Raw genomic sequence first — 14,521 nt, 5'->3', positions numbered from 1 at the left:
TGCAAAATTCAATCGCACGTCGTCTTCTTCCCAATTCACTTCGGAAAAATACACAGCACCCGAGGCCCCAAATAAGCATGGATAATATCATGCCTGTCACCCCCGGTATCCCCCCTGAACAGGGGGGCAGACTGCGTCCTCCCAAAAGCAGTATTTTCCCAGTACCACCAGAATCTTAGAAAGAAATGGATATGAAAAACAGTAAAATTTTCAAAGCAGGCGTCTCGATTGCGCTGCTCACCTCGGTTGCTGGGTGTTTGGGTAACGGGACGGGCGGCGGTGCTGGCGCAGGTGCGGGCGGCGGTAGCGCGGGCTACGAAGCGGCGTTTGACGAGGCAAGCGGACGGGCCCCGACAGGGGATATGCCCACCTCGCTGAACGCCAAATACACCGGCCAGATGAAAGTCGGCGTCAACTCCGGCGATACCGATCTGTTCGGCACGGGCGCCGACCCGCAGATGTACGAAATCATCGGCGATGTCGACGTGGATGTCGCATGGACCCAGGGTATGGCGGGCAACATGTTCTCTGGCACGGCCAGCAATTTCGTCGCGACCGAGGCGGGAACGTCGAACTCGGCACCGCTGACGGGGACGTTGACGGTGGATCAGGGCCAGCCACAAACCCTCGACCGCACAACCATCCCAGCGCAGGTGGTCATGGGCCAAAGCATCCCCGAACTGAACACTGGTGCGTTCACCTTTACCTTGACGGGACAATTGAGCGCCTCTGGCGAGACTGCCGATACCTTCCTTGGCATGGGCGGCAACTTCTTCGGCCCTGGCGCGACCGCGATGGTTGGCACCGTGGCGGGTGGTGTCAAAGCAGTGGGATCCCAGAACCCCGCTCTGTTTGACGCAGGCGTTGGCGGCACATTCTACGCCACGCAATAAGCCAACTATGCGCGGCATCCGAAATCGGGTGCCGCCATTTTCAAGATATTTTAAGGCAGGACTTTCATGCGTTTCGGGGTGATTTTTGCGGTATGCGCGGCCTTTTTGCTGAGTGTCGAGGCCGCGGGCGCCGCCACCCCGTTAACACGCGCAAGTCAGGCAATGGCGCAGAACGATCCCGCTGCCGCGATTGCGCTGCTTGAGGGGTACCAGCCCACAACTGCCGAGGAACAGGCCCAGCGTTTGTGGGGTTTGGGCGTTGCCTATAACCGCACAGGCCAGTTTCGCGCTGCCATCCCTCCGCTGGACCGTTTGGTCGCTCTTTATCCTGCGAACACTGTTTTCCGGCTCGAGCTTGCCTATGCCCTGATCGGTGCGGATCAAAGCGCGCGAGCTCTTTATCATCTAGAACAGGCCAAAGGCGCGGGCCTGTCGCCGCGCGTTCTGGCCCGTGTACAGGGCGAGATCGACAAGCTGTCACAGCCGAAATTCTGGCAGGGGTACTTCAGGTTCGCCATCATACCGGAATCCAACGCAGCACGGCGCACTGCTGCGGAGTTTGTTAATTTTTCGGGCCTGACTTTCACATTGTTACCAGCGGCGCGGCAACAGGCGGCGACGGGTGTCGACATCGGCTTTGGCCTGTCGGCCCTGCCACGGATTTCGGACAACCTGCGCGCCCAGTTCTCGCTGGATGCATCGGGGCGGCTGTTTGACGGCAAAGCGCCAGATGACGTGAACCTGCGTCTTGGTGCGGCGCTTGTGTCCTTTGGGGATTTCAACACGCGGATCAGTGGCGGTGTGTTTGGCACACGGCGCTGGCTGGACGGGCAGGCGTATTCGGAGTCCAACGGCGTCACCCTGACCTTTGGTAGGGCCTTCGGGCAGCGGACCTATCTGTCGGCCCGAGCCGAATATGAACAGATCGACTATGTGCAGGCCAATTATGTCGTGCAGCGCCGCGCAATGGATGTGACCCTGCGCTATGCCGCGACGCCGCAGATGGTGCTGCGGGTGGGCGCCCGCGCCGAGCACCGCAACAGCGCCTTTGTACAGGCGGCTGGCACGCTGGTTGGCGCGTCTGTGGGCGGTGATTACACGTTCAAGGGCGGGCTGCGTCTCGGTCTGGATGTGGCCTTTGAACATAACCGTTTTGACGGGCTGCACACGCTGTTTGCGATCCCGCGTGAGGACAAGAAATGGACGGCGAACCTGCGTGTAACCCATCAGAACTGGTCCTACAAAGAGTTCGCGCCCGTGCTGACGATTGGTGTGGAAAAGCAGAATTCGTCGATTGTTCTGAACACATTCGAAAATGTCGGTGCGAGCATCGGATTTACCCGCTCGTTTTAAACCTGTCTTCACTTCTGCGACGCTAGAGTGACCCAATTGGGTCGCGAGGGTGCGTGCTGGCATGTTTGTTAATGCAATTTTATCTTTAGTGCCGCGGGCGCGGGCGTTTAATACGCGCCGCACGGGCTGTGATTGGCGCGCGCCCTGCTGATGATGCGGGCGGCATCCCCTCTGGCTGGCGCCAAGCTGCCTTTCAAGGTTGTGGTAGTGGACGATTCCCAAACGGCGCGGCGCTGGATCGCGGGCATGATCGGGCAGGATCCGCGCCTGACGGTCGTCGGCATGGCCGCCTCGGCCGAGGAAGCGCGCACCGTCATCAAGGCGACAAATCCCGACGTCATCACCTTGGATGTCGAAATGCCCGGTGTGAACGGGATGGATTTTTTGAAACATATCATGCGGTTGCGCCCCATGCCTGTGGTGATGGTCGCCAGCATCCCGGGCGACCGCGCCGAATTCGCCTCACGCGCCAAACGGCTGGGCGCGGCTGGCTGCATCGCAAAGCCGGAACTGCCCAACCAGCACACGGTCGAAACCCTGTGCGAATGCCTGTTCAGGGCGGCGGGCGGTCTTCCCACCGAAACGGCCTTTCCGGTGGACGCCGCGCAAAGCCGTTTCGCGGGCCAAATCCTGATGGTCGGGGCCTCGACCGGCGGGGTCAATGCGATTGAAACGCTGTTACAATCCTTGCCCGACGACACGCCGCCCATCGTGATCGCGCAGCATATGCCGCAGAAATTCCTGATGACCTTTGTGGAGCGTTTGGACAAGATCGGCACGCACAGCGTTGATTTCGCTCAAGAAGGCATGCGCCTTGCGCCCGGACTGATCCGCGTCGCACCCTCGGGCCAGATGCAGACTTGCGTCGCGTGGCACAGTGGCGCGTGGCATGTGCAAAGCACCCCGCGGCGCTATGAACACGCCTTTTGCCCCTCCGTTAACGTCTTGTTCGCATCCGGCGTGGCATGGGCCGATCGCGTTGGCGCGATCATCCTGACGGGTTTGGGCAATGATGGCGCACAGGGGATGCTGGCCCTGCGGCGCGCAGGTGCACGCACCATCGGCCAATCCGCAGAAAGCTGCGTCATCCACGGTATGCCCGGTGCGGCCCTTGCGCTTAACGCGACCGAAGATACAGCCTCGATCGAGAATATCGGCCCGAAAATCCTGTCCCGCATGATGGGCATGAACACCGGACTGGGCGCATTATGACCGAGGATATTATCCGCGTAACCCAAGGGGAGTTCGCCGTGGCCGATAGCGCGACAACGGTGCTATCGACGCTACTGGGTTCCTGCGTGTCCTGCTGCATCTGGGATGCCGAGGCCGGAGTGGGCGGCATGAACCATATCTTGTTGGCGGAAAGTCGAGGCGACGAAAACACCTCACTGTTGTCTGGCATCAATCATATGGAGGTGTTGATTAACGCGTTGGTAAAGATCGGCGCGGATCGTCGGCATTTGCAGGCCAAGGCCTTTGGCGGGGCGAACATGATGCACGGGCTGTCGGACATCGGCGCGCGAAACGCGAATTTTGTCACAAAGTTTTTGCTCAGCGAACGTATCCCGCTGGTCACGACGTCTTTCGGTGGAACACATGCGCGCAATTTGAAATTCTGGCCGGTGACAGGCCGTGTCCTCCAGAAAATTGCCACAGGCGATACGCATGTCGAAGAAGTCCTGCCGCACGCGCAGACCGGACACGGCGTCGAACTTTTCGATTGAATGAGGCGGCGTTGCCCCCCCTAGAACAGGTCGATTGATCCGCGCTCCCGACAGGTCACCGGCGCTCGTTCTTCTAACAACGATTTGGTCGCCGCCAATTTCAATCTCGTGGAATGAGCCGCAGGCGAGTCAACAGAACTGGAAATCGCCTGGCACAACCTCCCTAAATCTTCGAGGGACTGTGTGAGCGCATCAAGCTTCTGCAATTTCTGGATCGTGCGTGACGGCGGAGAGATCTCGAGCTCCGCCGTCAGGTTGGACACAGCTTCGGCAATTTGCGCGGCATCCTTGGATAAGTCGTCCAGATAGGACGCCATATTGCCGAGGATCGCCGCAGTTCCCATGTCCGTGATCCCGTCCGGATCGGTCATAGAGGACCGACAACAGTTTCAATGCACTTGCGTAAATCCTGCGCTTCGAACGGTTTCTTGAGGTAGTTGTTCATCCCCAGCTTACGACCATAATCAATGATCTGCTGTTCGGCGCGCCCCGTGATCAGGATAAAACCGATGCCTTTGGTTTTGGCCGACGCGCGCAAATGATGCAGCAGCTTCAGCCCGTCCATATTGGGCATGTTGTAGTCCGAAATCACCAGATGCACCGGCGACTTGGCAAGGAGTTTGAGCGCGCTTTCACCATCCTCGGCCATGGACACATGGCGGATTCCGATCGCATCCAAAGTCTGCCCGATGATCCCTCGGCTCGTCGACATATCATCGACCACCATGATGCGTAGTTGATCACGAAGTGCCATTTTTGCCTCCCGACGCAGGGACTGCTGCCGACTTGTTCGAAGGGGTTTTCATATATGCCGTCGGACCGATGGACGTAACGCCCAAGTCCATCTGTTTCGAAATACGCTCGGAATGGCCCAGAAACAGTGCGCCGCCGTTGGCCAAGGCATCGTAAAACCGTGGCCACAGCCTGTCTTGCGTTTCCAGATCGAAATAGATCACGACATTCCGGCAGAAAATGAGATCGAACTGGTTCTTCATCGGCCAGGGGGAAATCAGGTTCAGTTCGCGAAAGGATATCTTTTGTTTGACCGCGGGACCGGCTTCGAAGCCCTCGGCACACTTGCGAAAGAACTTGTCCCGAAGGGCAATTGGCACGCCGGTCATCATCTGTTCCGGATATCTTCCAGCTTGGGCAAAGCCGACGACTTGCGGATCAATATCCGTGGCGAGGATCCGGAAATCTGCATCTGCAAGCGCCGGTTCCTGATCCAATAGATGCATCGCGATGGAGTAGGGTTCCTGCCCATTCGAACAGCCAGCAGACCATATCCGAATGCGCTCCCCTGCCTTTGCGCGCGCGCGGAGCGTCTGCAAATACAATTTCGACATCAGCTCGAAATGGTGTGGCTCGCGAAAGAAATGCGACACATTGGTTGTGAGCGCCGAGATCATTGCGCGGCGTTCTTCGACGCCTTCCTCCCGTTCAAGCAGGGTCGAGTACGCTTTGAAGTCCGGCAGCTCCAACAGGCGGACGCGTTTTCTTAACCGTGATTGCACCATCATCAGCTTTTCAACGCTAAGGGCCAAACCGCATTCGCGGCGCGTGACCTTTGCGATGATTTTGAAGGAGTGTTCGTCGAGGATCGCCTGTCCATTCCGTGTGTTCATTACGCGGCTTCGCTTTGAACAAGGGCCAGAACATTGGGCAGGTCGAGGACGCGGATCATGCGGTCTTCGTTCAGGATGAGCGATTTGATAGTGGTTGGCGTGCCTTGGGTCGTGGCATCCGGGGGGGGCTGTAGATCACTTTCCTTCAGCGCGATGATGTCCGAAACCGCATCGACCAGCAGCCCTGTGATCAACTCCTCGTGTTTAACCACGATAATAACATTGCGATCGGAATGGGCGCGCGGGGGCAGGCCCAAGCGTTCGGCCAAATCCATCACCGGCAGAACGGTGCCGCGCAGGTTGATGACGCCGCGCATATAGCTGGGCGCGTGGGGAAGGGGCGTCGCTTTGGTCCAGCCGCGAATTTCACGGACGCTCATGATATCAAGGGAATATTCCTGATCGCTGAGCTTGAATGTCAAAAGTTCGATTGGCTCTGATATGGTGGAGGTGTCTTGGGACATGTCAGGCTTCCAGTTTGTGGGGGATCGACAGCGGAGAGTCGGCGGCGCGGGACAGGATGTCCGACGGGTCGAGGATCAGGGCGATCTGCCCGTCGCCGAGGATCGTGGCCGCCGCGATGCCGGGCGCGCGGTAGAAACTGTCGTCCAAACCCTTGATGACTACTTGCCGCTGGTCCTGAATTTCATCGACGACCAGCGCGCCGACACGACCGTCTTCATGCATGATAAGAAGGGCAACGCAGCCAACGTAACTGTCGCGCTTGTCGCGATAGCCGAGCAGGTGGCCGAGGTCGAAAAGCGGCACATAGGCATCGCGGACGCGGACGACGTCTGTGCCGGGTTGGATGCTTTCCAAAATATCCGCGGTGATGGTAAGCGTTTCGGCTACGACGTTGAGAGGCAGGACCAGCGTTTCGGTTGCGACTTCAATCACCATGCCGTCGAGAACGGCAAGGGTCAGGGGCAGGGAAATGGTGAAGGTCGTGCCAAGGGTCGGGGTGGACGCGATTGAGATGCGCCCGCCCAAAGAGGTGATGGCGCTGCGCACAACGTCCATGCCGACACCGCGTCCCGACAGGTCGGAGACTTCGCTGACGGTTGAAAATCCGGGCAGGAAAAGCAGGTTGTCGATATCGCTTTCGGAAAGGATCGCATCCGCGGGGATCAGCCCCTTGGAGATGGCAATTTCCGAGACCTTCTTGCGGTTGATACCGCCGCCATCATCCGAAACTTCGATGATCACACGGCCTGAACGGTGCGCGGCGGACAGGCGCACGATGCCCTCAGCCGGTTTGCCTGCCGCGAGCCGATCTTCGGTCTGTTCAAGTCCGTGATCCACGGCGTTGCGGATCATGTGGGTGAGTGGGTCGGCGAGGCGTTCGATGACGGTCTTATCGACTTCGGTGTTTTCCCCTTCGGTCACAAGGCGGACATCCTTGCGCACGGCGGCCGAGGATTCGCGCACGATGCGGGACATACGCTGGAACAGGGATTTGACGGGCTGGGCGCGGATCATCATCACGCTGTCCTGGATGTCGCGGGTCAGGCGCTGGAAATCGTCCAGCCCGTTCATCGCGTCCGAATGCGGCGACAGGCCGACGCTTTGGAGGCTTTGGGCTAGCATGGACTGGTTAATGACCAATTCACCGACGAGGTTCACCAGACGTTCTATCCTTTCCAGATCGACGCGCACGACGGCCTTGGCGGCGGGCTTGGCCTCGCGCTTTTCCGTGGGTGGCGGGGCGGCGACCTCGGGTTCTGCCGGAAGGGGGGGCAGATCGGACGGAAGGTCATCTGAAGTGTCAGGCAGGTCGGGCAGTTCCAGATCGAACGCGTCTGGTGCGGCGTCACCGGATTGCGTGATCGAATAGGTGCACAGCCCTTCGACAAATTCGAACAGGGATTCAATTTCGGCCGTTTGCACGTCCGCTGTCAGCGTGACGTGCCATGACAGATAAGGGGTTTCGAGCGCGAGGTCGGACAGGGTTGGCAGCTTGGTCGTATCACAAATCACCTCGCAGGAGCCAAGGTCGGCCAAGGCGCGCAGGATCGGGTAGGCGTCGTTGCCATTCTCGAACATCTCGGCCTCGGGGGCGAAGGTAATTTCGAACTGTGACGCAGCCGGTGTCGTATCCTCGTCCTCGGGGAAATCGAGATCAAGGCTGATCCCCAAGGGGGTAAAGTCGATATCGGGGTCCGCTTCTTCGGGGGTGTCCGAGGTGAATTGATCAAGCTCGGACAGGATCGCGTCGCCATCCGCCTGCGACACATCCGTTTCATCGCGGCAGGCGCGAACTAGGTCGGACAGGTGATCGGTTGCGCGAAAGAACAGTTTGATCAGGCTCGGGTCCACGTCCAGCGCGCCACTGCGCACATTATCCAGCGTGGTTTCATACCGGTGGGCAAAGCGCACCAGATTTTCCAGCCCGAACGCGCCCGCGCCGCCCTTGATCGAATGTACGGCGCGAAAGACCACGTGGATGGTTTCACTGTCGGCGGTTTCGTCGTCCATCTGTTGCAGGCCATCCTGCATGGATTCCAGCAACTCCTCGCATTCCACGAAGAAGGACGCTTTGATTTCGGCCATGGGATCAGGGGGGGACATCGGCTGTTTCTACCCCGCGACCATGTGCAGGGCTTTGACCAGCTTGGCCGGATCGAACGGCTTGACGATCCAGCCTGTGGCACCGGCATTGCGCGCCCGCATCTTGAGTTCCGGCGCGGCCTCGGTCGTCAGCACGAGGATCGGGGTCGAGGCATGATCGCCATGTTCGCGCACGGCGTCGATAAAGCCGAACCCGTCCATCCGCGGCATATTGATATCGGTAATGATGACATCCGGTGCGGTATTGGCCAGAACCTCGGTCCCGTGCACACCATCCTCGGCAGTATGGACGGTGAAACCGGCAGGTTCCAAGGCAAAGCGGATCATATCCCGCATGGTGCGGCTGTCATCCACGGCAAGTACTTGAAGGCTCATCCGCGATCCTCCACCAGCATATCGGCAGACAGGCCCATGGCATCCAGTTGATCCTGCGCCCGTGTGCCAAGATTCACCATGTCGAAACTGCCACCGGCGTTTCGTACATCGCGGGCGGCGGAAAGGATCATCTGCGCACCCAATGCGCCAAAATGGCTGACCTGTTCGGCGTCGATCTGGATCGCCTTGGCGCCCACCGCCGCTGTCAGGTCATCCAAGAGCTGTTTGAGGGCCGTTGCGTCCAAGCGGGCGGGCAAAGCGATGGCATCAGGCATACTGCACCATACGCCAAAAATGCATTCCAGTTTTCATGACCCGAGCCTCCGCAGAACAATCACGAACGGATGTAGCGGACGGTGCGTTAAGACGGCGTTACCGGCGGCGCATCGCGGTTGGATTTTTTTCCGTGACGGGCGCTAGTCATGAAAAAACCCGCGCCGGTTCAGGGCGCGGGTTCATTATTTCAATCGAAAATCAGTGCGTTATGCGCGACGGCGTCCGCCGGTGCGGCCTGCACGCCCGCGCCCCTCCTGACCTGCCTTGGGGGCCACGCGGTTGAATTTGATCCACTCGCCGCCGCCTTCGTCGTTGTTCGTCAGGAAGTTGGCAGCGCGGATCGCCTCCATCTCCTTGCCAGCGCGCGGCTTGGTCGAGCCGAGCCCGAACATTTTCACAAAGGCCTCGTCGTCCATATCGTCAGGCAGCACGATACCGGCGGCGGCCACTTCGGCACGCTTTTCGGCGATCTTGGTGGCGCCGACGGGCAGTGCGACAGGGTTCATAATGGCCGAGGTCATGCCCGCGCACATCGCCATGGGCAGGAACGCGTTGTTGATGCCGTGACGGTTCGGCAACCCGAACGAGATGTTGGACGCACCGCAGGTCGTGTTCACGCCCAGTTCCTCGCGCAGACGGCGCACAAGGGTAAAGACCTGCAAGCCCGCCGTGCCCATGGCGCCAATTGGCATGACCAGCGGATCGACGACAATATCGTGGGCCGGAATGCCGAAATCGGCGGCACGTTCGACAATCTTCTTTGCCACGGCAAAGCGCACATCGGGGTCTTCGGAAATGCCGGTGTCATCGTTCGAAATCGCCACCACAGGTACGTTGTATTTCTTGACCAGCGGCAGCACCAGTTCCAGACGCTCTTCCTCGCCCGTGACGGAGTTCAGCAGCGGACGCCCTTCGGCAGCGGCAAGGCCGTTTTCCAGCGCGCCGGGTACCGAGCTATCGATGCACAGCGGGATGTCGACAATGGCCTGCACGCGGCTGACCAGTTCTTTCATCAAGGTCGGCTCGACAAAGTTGTTGTCGGCATAACGCGGGTCTTCGGCCATTTTGTTCGAGAATACGGCACCCGAGTTGATGTCCAGCATCGTGGCCCCAGCGGCGACCTGCGCAAGCGCGTCTGCCTCCACACGGGAATAATCGCCGCGCTCCAACTCTTCGTTCAGGATCTTGCGGCCCGTGGGGTTGATCCGCTCTCCGATCACGCAGAACGGTTGGTCAAAGCCGATGATGGCTGTTTTCGTTTTGGATTCGACGATCGTGCGTACCATAAAGCGGTCAGGTCCTTTTAGACATTTGCGGGGACGGCAGAAGCGCCGCCGTTTTCGATGGCCCAGTTGGCATTGGTCTTGATCCCGCCAAGGGGGAAGAAATGCACATGGGTGACGTTAAAGTCGGGATTGGCGGCCTTGTGCGCGGCCAGATCCGCGATCACTTGGGTCGGCTCGAACGGGGTGAGCAATTTGGTCACATCCTTCGCACGGCGCTGTAGCACGCGCAAGGACGGGCCCACGCCGCATGCGATGGCGAACTTGATCATGGTTTGTAACTTGGCCGGACCGGCGATGCCGATATGGATGGGCAGGTCGATGCCCGCCGCCTTGAGGCTGTCGGCCCACGCGATGATCGGCGCGGCCTCGAAGGCGAACTGCGTGGCGATGGCCATTTTCGCATCTGTGCGGGTCGAGAAATCCTGTTTCCAGCGCAGCGCCGCATCTACATTGGCCAGCCCGCCGTCAGGGTCGATATCCTTGTTGCCCTCGGGGTGGCCAGCGACGTGCAGACGCTTGAACCCTGCCGCATCGAAGGCGCCGGTTTCCAGAAGTTGCATCGAAGAGTCAAAGTCGCCATGCGGCGTGTCCACACCACCAGCAAGCAGCAGCGCCTGATCCACATCCGCCTCACCCTGATAGCGGGCGATCCAGTCGACCAGCGTCGCCTTGTCCTTGATGATGCGGGCGGGAAAATGTGGCATCACCGGATAGCCTTCGGCCTTCAGGCGCGCGGCGGTGGCCACCATATCCTCAATCGGGGTGCCTTCAATATGGGCGATGTAGACGCGTGTGCCAACGGGCAGCAGGGCGCGGAAATCCTCGACCTTCTGGGCCGTGCGCGGCATCACTTCGATGGAATATCCCTGCAAGAACGCCTCGACCTCGGGACTGTGTACACCGGGGACGACAGCGCCGTCCTGTCTTGCGTCCTTTTTGAAGTTCAGCAACGCCATGGCGGCACCTTTCGCGTATCAGAGGGTAGGGGTCAGGCCCACCCTTCGTTGTCAATCAGCGCCTTGATGCGCGCCGTGTCATATTCCGCCTCAAGGCGCAGCGCTTCGGCCTCGGCCACGGCGGACTGCTCCCCTTCGACGGGGTAGGGATCTGCCTTGCGCCATTCGGCAAGGTAGGCATCGGCATCCTTGGCATTCACTTTCATCGCAGCGCGGTCGATTGCCTGTTCGAACCGTTCGGCCAGTTGACGCTTTGCACCGCGACGGCCTTTGCCCACGATCACCTGCGCAGGGATGTCGCGCCAGTAAACGATAGTTACGTCGGGCATGTGATTCCTCCGGTTAGCCGTGCCTTTGTGTTACGGCACGAGATTGGTTGCGCACGGCATGTTTTCGACAGAACCGCGCGCCGTTGCGACCTGTCGCACAAAGGTGAGTCGCTTTGGCAACAGCACCATACAAATGATGTAGCGATGTCTGGCCGGAAAGCCGATGTGCGGTAAGCTGAAAAAAACTCATAAAAACATTGAGCAGGAACATGGTAATTCGAGTAGACACAGCGCGGCTGGCCTATATGGCCGTGCCCAAAGCGGCTTGTTCGTCAATTAAGGCGACCCTCGCATCCCTAGACCCCGAGCAGCCCAAATCAGACCCCGCCAAATTCGAACAGCGCGAGGTGCACAGGATTTACCCCACACAGCGGTTCCGCCAGCACCGCTGGCGTCATGTGCAGGACCATTTCCGGTTCACCGTCGTGCGCGATCCGCTCAAAAGGCTGCTCGCGGTCTATACCAACCGCGTCGTCGCCCGGCGCGAATTGCACAATTGCCGCAAGATCAAGCACGGTCGCGTCAACCTGCCTGCCGATCCCGATCCGGATTACTTTTTCCAGAACCTCAGCCCGTACATTGCTGTGGCGTCGTCGATCAAACACCATGCTTTGCCCACATCCATCTTTGTCGGGGCCGATCTGGGCCGCTATAGCCGCGTCTACCGCACCAGCGAGATTTCGGCGCTGCAAGACGATCTGAGCACGCATTTGAACCGCGAGGTGCGTGTGCCGCATTTCAATTCATCGGATGCGAAGCTGACACTGGATGATCTGAAGCCGGAAACCCATCGGGTGTTGGCGGCACGGCTTAAGGACGAATACAGCCATCTGCGGGCCTATTTCACCAACCCGTTCCAGTGTGCGTGAGGTGAAGGTCGCATTGATGCGCGCCTAGCCACTTGCGCCAGCGCGCTCAACGACCTATCGTTTTCTCAACTCGATATGAAAGGCGCAGCAAGATGGCGCCAAAGCGTCCCCATGGTGCGGGCGCGACAAACATCCGGCCTCCCTATCAGGGGGGTCAGCCCGTGCCACGTGCCCCCGGATCGCCCGAGCTTTATGCCGCGCTGGATCTGGGCACGAACAGTTGTCGTATGTTGATAGCCGAGCCTCGCGGTGCGGGGTTTCATGTTGTCGACAGTTTCTCCAAATCCGTGCAACTCGGGCTTGGCCTCGAACGCTCGGGCAAATTGTCCCGCGGGTCGATGACGCGCACAGTACAGGCGCTGCGGATCTGTCAGCAAAAACTCAAGCGGCATAAGGTGCGGCGGATGCGGTTGGTCGCAACCGAAGCCTGCCGCCGCGCGGTCAATGCGCGTGATTTCATCGAACGCGTGCACCGCGAGACCGGCCTGCGCCTCGACATCATCGAAACCGAGGAAGAAGCGCGCCTTGCCGTGATCTCTTGCGCGCCGCTGGTCAGCCCCAAGACCGAGAACCTGCTGGTGGTGGATATCGGGGGCGGGTCCACCGAACTGGTGTGGATCGACCTGTCCAAAGTGCCCAATATGGACCGCCCGCAGGCGATCATGCGGCTGCATTCGGGGTTCATCAAGGCGGTGAGCGACGTGCCCGAGGCGCGTGTGGTCGACTGGATTAGTGTACCTTTGGGCGTGGCGACCTTGCGCGAACAGTTCAACGACGTGGAAGACGATGCCGCACGTTTCGCGCTGATGAGCTGGTTTTTCGAAGAAAACCTCGCCGATTTCTCTCCTTATCACGCCACCGAACCGACCGAGCGTTTCCAGATCGTCGGCACCTCCGGCACGGTCACAACGGTTGCGGCATCGCATCTGGGCCTCAAACGCTATGACCGCACCAAGGTGGATGGGCTGCGCATGTCGTCCCAGCAGATCGACGCGGTGATCCGGTCATACCTGAACATGGGGCCAGGCGGGCGGCGTGCCGATCCGCGTATCGGCTCGGACCGTCACGCGCTGATCATGTCGGGCGCGGCGATCCTGCAGGCACTGATGCGCTGCTGGCCGACCGACCGGTTGTCCGTGGCCGACCGTGGTCTGCGCGAGGGTCTGCTTTATGCGCAGATGAGTGCGGATGGTGTGCTTGAGGACCAATCGGTCTGATTGCAAACGCGAAGGCAAGATTGTACCTACGCCGATCCATCCCATATGGGTTGGGAACTTGAAGCGCGCGCGCCGGCGCGCTATCGCAGAAATGCAAGCAATAAGGTGAGTACCGTGGTCAAGACCCCGACAGGCAAAAACACATCCGGTCGCGGACAGCGCGACCTGAAGGTCAAGGTCAAGACCGCGCGCGGGCGCAAGCTGTCCTCGACCCGCTGGCTGCAACGCCAGTTGAACGATCCTTATGTCAAACGCGCGCAGGCCGAAGGCTATCGCGGGCGGGCGGCGTACAAGATCCTCGAACTCGACGACAAGTTCCGCTTTCTCGTGCCGGGGGCGCGGATTGTCGACCTTGGCGCGGCACCGGGTGGCTGGTGTCAGGTGGCGGTAAAACGCTGCAACGTGCTGGGCGAACGCTCGGGCAAGGCTGTGGGCACCATTCTGGGCATCGACTTGCAGGAGATGGAGCCGATTGCGGGCTGCGAATTGCACCAGCTTGATTTCATGGAAGACGATGCCGACCTCAAGGTTAAGGAATGGCTGGGCGGCAAGGCCGACGTGGTGATGTCGGACATGGCTGCATCGTCGTCAGGGCATAAACAGACCGACCACTTGCGCATCATCGCCCTGTGCGAAGCGGCGGCTTACTTCGCCTTTGACGTGCTGGAAGACGGTGGCACCTTTGTCGCCAAGACGCTGGCAGGCGGGGCCGAAGGGTCGCTTCAAAAACTGCTCAAGCAACGGTTTACCAAAGTGGCGAATGTGAAACCGCCTGCGTCGCGCGCCGACAGTTCAGAGAAATTTGTGGTCGCCACCGGTTTCCGCGCCGATCCCGAACGGGACTGACCGGCGCAGCGATGTGATTGCGTAGGTCTGGAATGCCGTGACCTGTGCGGCGCGTTGTCGTTCGTCTGGCGGATCGACAGCACGGTCGCGGCCCATCCCTTGGTGGCGCAGCAAGGCAAAGACGCGGTGATGGCGGGGCAGCTCGGCAGACGGGGCAGGGGCGGGACGTGTCATACCGCCCACTGAACCCCAAACCTTTTAAAA

The 14,521-nt window shown here is 59.9% G+C and carries 18 protein-coding genes; 7 read left to right on the top strand and 11 right to left on the bottom strand.

What is annotated here, in order from left to right; all coding sequences use genetic code 11:
• Positions 1-191: 191 nt before the first annotated feature.
• The 4 genes from AC6GQJ_RS02720 to AC6GQJ_RS02705 all read left to right on the top strand — a co-directional run bounded on the left by AC6GQJ_RS02720 (position 192) and on the right by AC6GQJ_RS02705 (position 3,970).
• Positions 192-893, top strand: a complete 702-nt coding sequence (locus tag AC6GQJ_RS02720) for a hypothetical protein (RefSeq protein WP_500771527.1) — start codon at positions 192-194, stop codon at positions 891-893.
• Positions 894-959: 66 nt separating this feature from the next.
• Complete coding sequence (locus AC6GQJ_RS02715) at positions 960-2,246, top strand: surface lipoprotein assembly modifier (protein ID WP_500771525.1); 1,287 nt, start codon at positions 960-962, stop codon at positions 2,244-2,246.
• A 207-nt stretch (positions 2,247-2,453) separates the two neighbouring features.
• Positions 2,454-3,458, top strand: coding sequence for a chemotaxis protein CheB (locus AC6GQJ_RS02710; RefSeq protein ID WP_500771523.1), 1,005 nt, complete (start codon positions 2,454-2,456; stop codon positions 3,456-3,458).
• A complete protein-coding gene (locus AC6GQJ_RS02705) occupies positions 3,455-3,970 on the top strand; it encodes a chemotaxis protein CheD (protein ID WP_500771521.1) in 516 nt (171 codons plus the stop codon). Before AC6GQJ_RS02710 ends, AC6GQJ_RS02705 begins: the two co-directional genes overlap by 4 nt.
• 20 nt (positions 3,971-3,990) lie before the next feature.
• On the opposite strand, the gene AC6GQJ_RS02700 is transcribed toward AC6GQJ_RS02705, so the two are convergent.
• The 10 genes from AC6GQJ_RS02700 to AC6GQJ_RS02655 all read right to left on the bottom strand — a co-directional run bounded on the left by AC6GQJ_RS02700 (position 3,991) and on the right by AC6GQJ_RS02655 (position 11,385).
• Entirely contained in the window at positions 3,991-4,341 is a 351-nt protein-coding gene (locus tag AC6GQJ_RS02700) for a hypothetical protein (protein WP_500771519.1), read from the bottom strand.
• Complete coding sequence (locus tag AC6GQJ_RS02695; RefSeq protein ID WP_500771517.1) at positions 4,338-4,724, bottom strand: response regulator; 387 nt, start codon at positions 4,722-4,724, stop codon at positions 4,338-4,340. The genes AC6GQJ_RS02700 and AC6GQJ_RS02695 overlap by 4 nt, the downstream gene beginning before the upstream one ends.
• On the bottom strand, positions 4,711-5,595 hold the full coding sequence (locus AC6GQJ_RS02690; protein WP_500771515.1) for a CheR family methyltransferase: 885 nt from the start codon (positions 5,593-5,595) through the stop codon (positions 4,711-4,713). The genes AC6GQJ_RS02695 and AC6GQJ_RS02690 overlap by 14 nt, the downstream gene beginning before the upstream one ends.
• Positions 5,595-6,059, bottom strand: a complete 465-nt coding sequence (locus AC6GQJ_RS02685; protein WP_500771513.1) for a chemotaxis protein CheW — start codon at positions 6,057-6,059, stop codon at positions 5,595-5,597. Before AC6GQJ_RS02685 ends, AC6GQJ_RS02690 begins: the two co-directional genes overlap by 1 nt.
• 1 nt (position 6,060) lies before the next feature.
• Positions 6,061-8,163 (bottom strand): chemotaxis protein CheA, encoded by a 2,103-nt coding sequence (locus AC6GQJ_RS02680; protein WP_500771511.1) that lies wholly within the window; start codon positions 8,161-8,163, stop codon positions 6,061-6,063.
• Between the two features lie 9 nt (positions 8,164-8,172).
• On the bottom strand, positions 8,173-8,538 hold the full coding sequence (locus tag AC6GQJ_RS02675) for a response regulator (protein ID WP_500771509.1): 366 nt from the start codon (positions 8,536-8,538) through the stop codon (positions 8,173-8,175).
• Positions 8,535-8,813 carry an STAS domain-containing protein gene (locus AC6GQJ_RS02670; protein WP_500771507.1) on the bottom strand — a complete coding sequence of 93 codons (279 nt, stop codon included), beginning with the start codon at positions 8,811-8,813 and terminating at the stop codon, positions 8,535-8,537. The genes AC6GQJ_RS02675 and AC6GQJ_RS02670 overlap by 4 nt, the downstream gene beginning before the upstream one ends.
• Positions 8,814-9,020: 207 nt before the next feature.
• Positions 9,021-10,100: a methyltetrahydrofolate cobalamin methyltransferase gene (locus AC6GQJ_RS02665; RefSeq protein WP_500771505.1), complete on the bottom strand. Its 1,080-nt coding sequence runs from the start codon at positions 10,098-10,100 to the stop codon at positions 9,021-9,023.
• A gap of 17 nt (positions 10,101-10,117) precedes the next feature.
• The gene (locus AC6GQJ_RS02660) at positions 10,118-11,056 is read right to left on the bottom strand and encodes a methylenetetrahydrofolate reductase (RefSeq protein WP_500771503.1); all 939 of its coding nucleotides are present in this window, start codon (positions 11,054-11,056) and stop codon (positions 10,118-10,120) included.
• A gap of 32 nt (positions 11,057-11,088) precedes the next feature.
• Positions 11,089-11,385 carry a virulence factor gene (locus tag AC6GQJ_RS02655; RefSeq protein ID WP_500771501.1) on the bottom strand — a complete coding sequence of 99 codons (297 nt, stop codon included), beginning with the start codon at positions 11,383-11,385 and terminating at the stop codon, positions 11,089-11,091.
• Between the two features lie 209 nt (positions 11,386-11,594).
• Between AC6GQJ_RS02655 and AC6GQJ_RS02650 the strand changes: the two genes are divergently transcribed.
• From AC6GQJ_RS02650 to AC6GQJ_RS02640, 3 genes are all read left to right on the top strand, one after another.
• The gene (locus tag AC6GQJ_RS02650) at positions 11,595-12,254 is read left to right on the top strand and encodes a sulfotransferase family 2 domain-containing protein (RefSeq protein ID WP_500771499.1); all 660 of its coding nucleotides are present in this window, start codon (positions 11,595-11,597) and stop codon (positions 12,252-12,254) included.
• A 92-nt stretch (positions 12,255-12,346) separates the two neighbouring features.
• The gene (locus tag AC6GQJ_RS02645; protein ID WP_500771497.1) at positions 12,347-13,471 is read left to right on the top strand and encodes a Ppx/GppA phosphatase family protein; all 1,125 of its coding nucleotides are present in this window, start codon (positions 12,347-12,349) and stop codon (positions 13,469-13,471) included.
• 114 nt (positions 13,472-13,585) lie between these two features.
• Positions 13,586-14,317, top strand: coding sequence for an RlmE family RNA methyltransferase (locus AC6GQJ_RS02640; RefSeq protein WP_500773783.1), 732 nt, complete (start codon positions 13,586-13,588; stop codon positions 14,315-14,317).
• Here AC6GQJ_RS02640 and AC6GQJ_RS02635 read toward each other — a convergent pair.
• Entirely contained in the window at positions 14,264-14,491 is a 228-nt protein-coding gene (locus AC6GQJ_RS02635; protein ID WP_500771495.1) for a hypothetical protein, read from the bottom strand. The genes AC6GQJ_RS02640 and AC6GQJ_RS02635 overlap by 54 nt on opposite strands.
• Positions 14,492-14,521 lie beyond the last annotated feature (30 nt).

The sequence above is a fragment of the Tateyamaria sp. 7Alg 36 genome, assembly GCF_059882455.1.
This window is presented reverse-complemented; position numbering and strand designations above follow the sequence as displayed.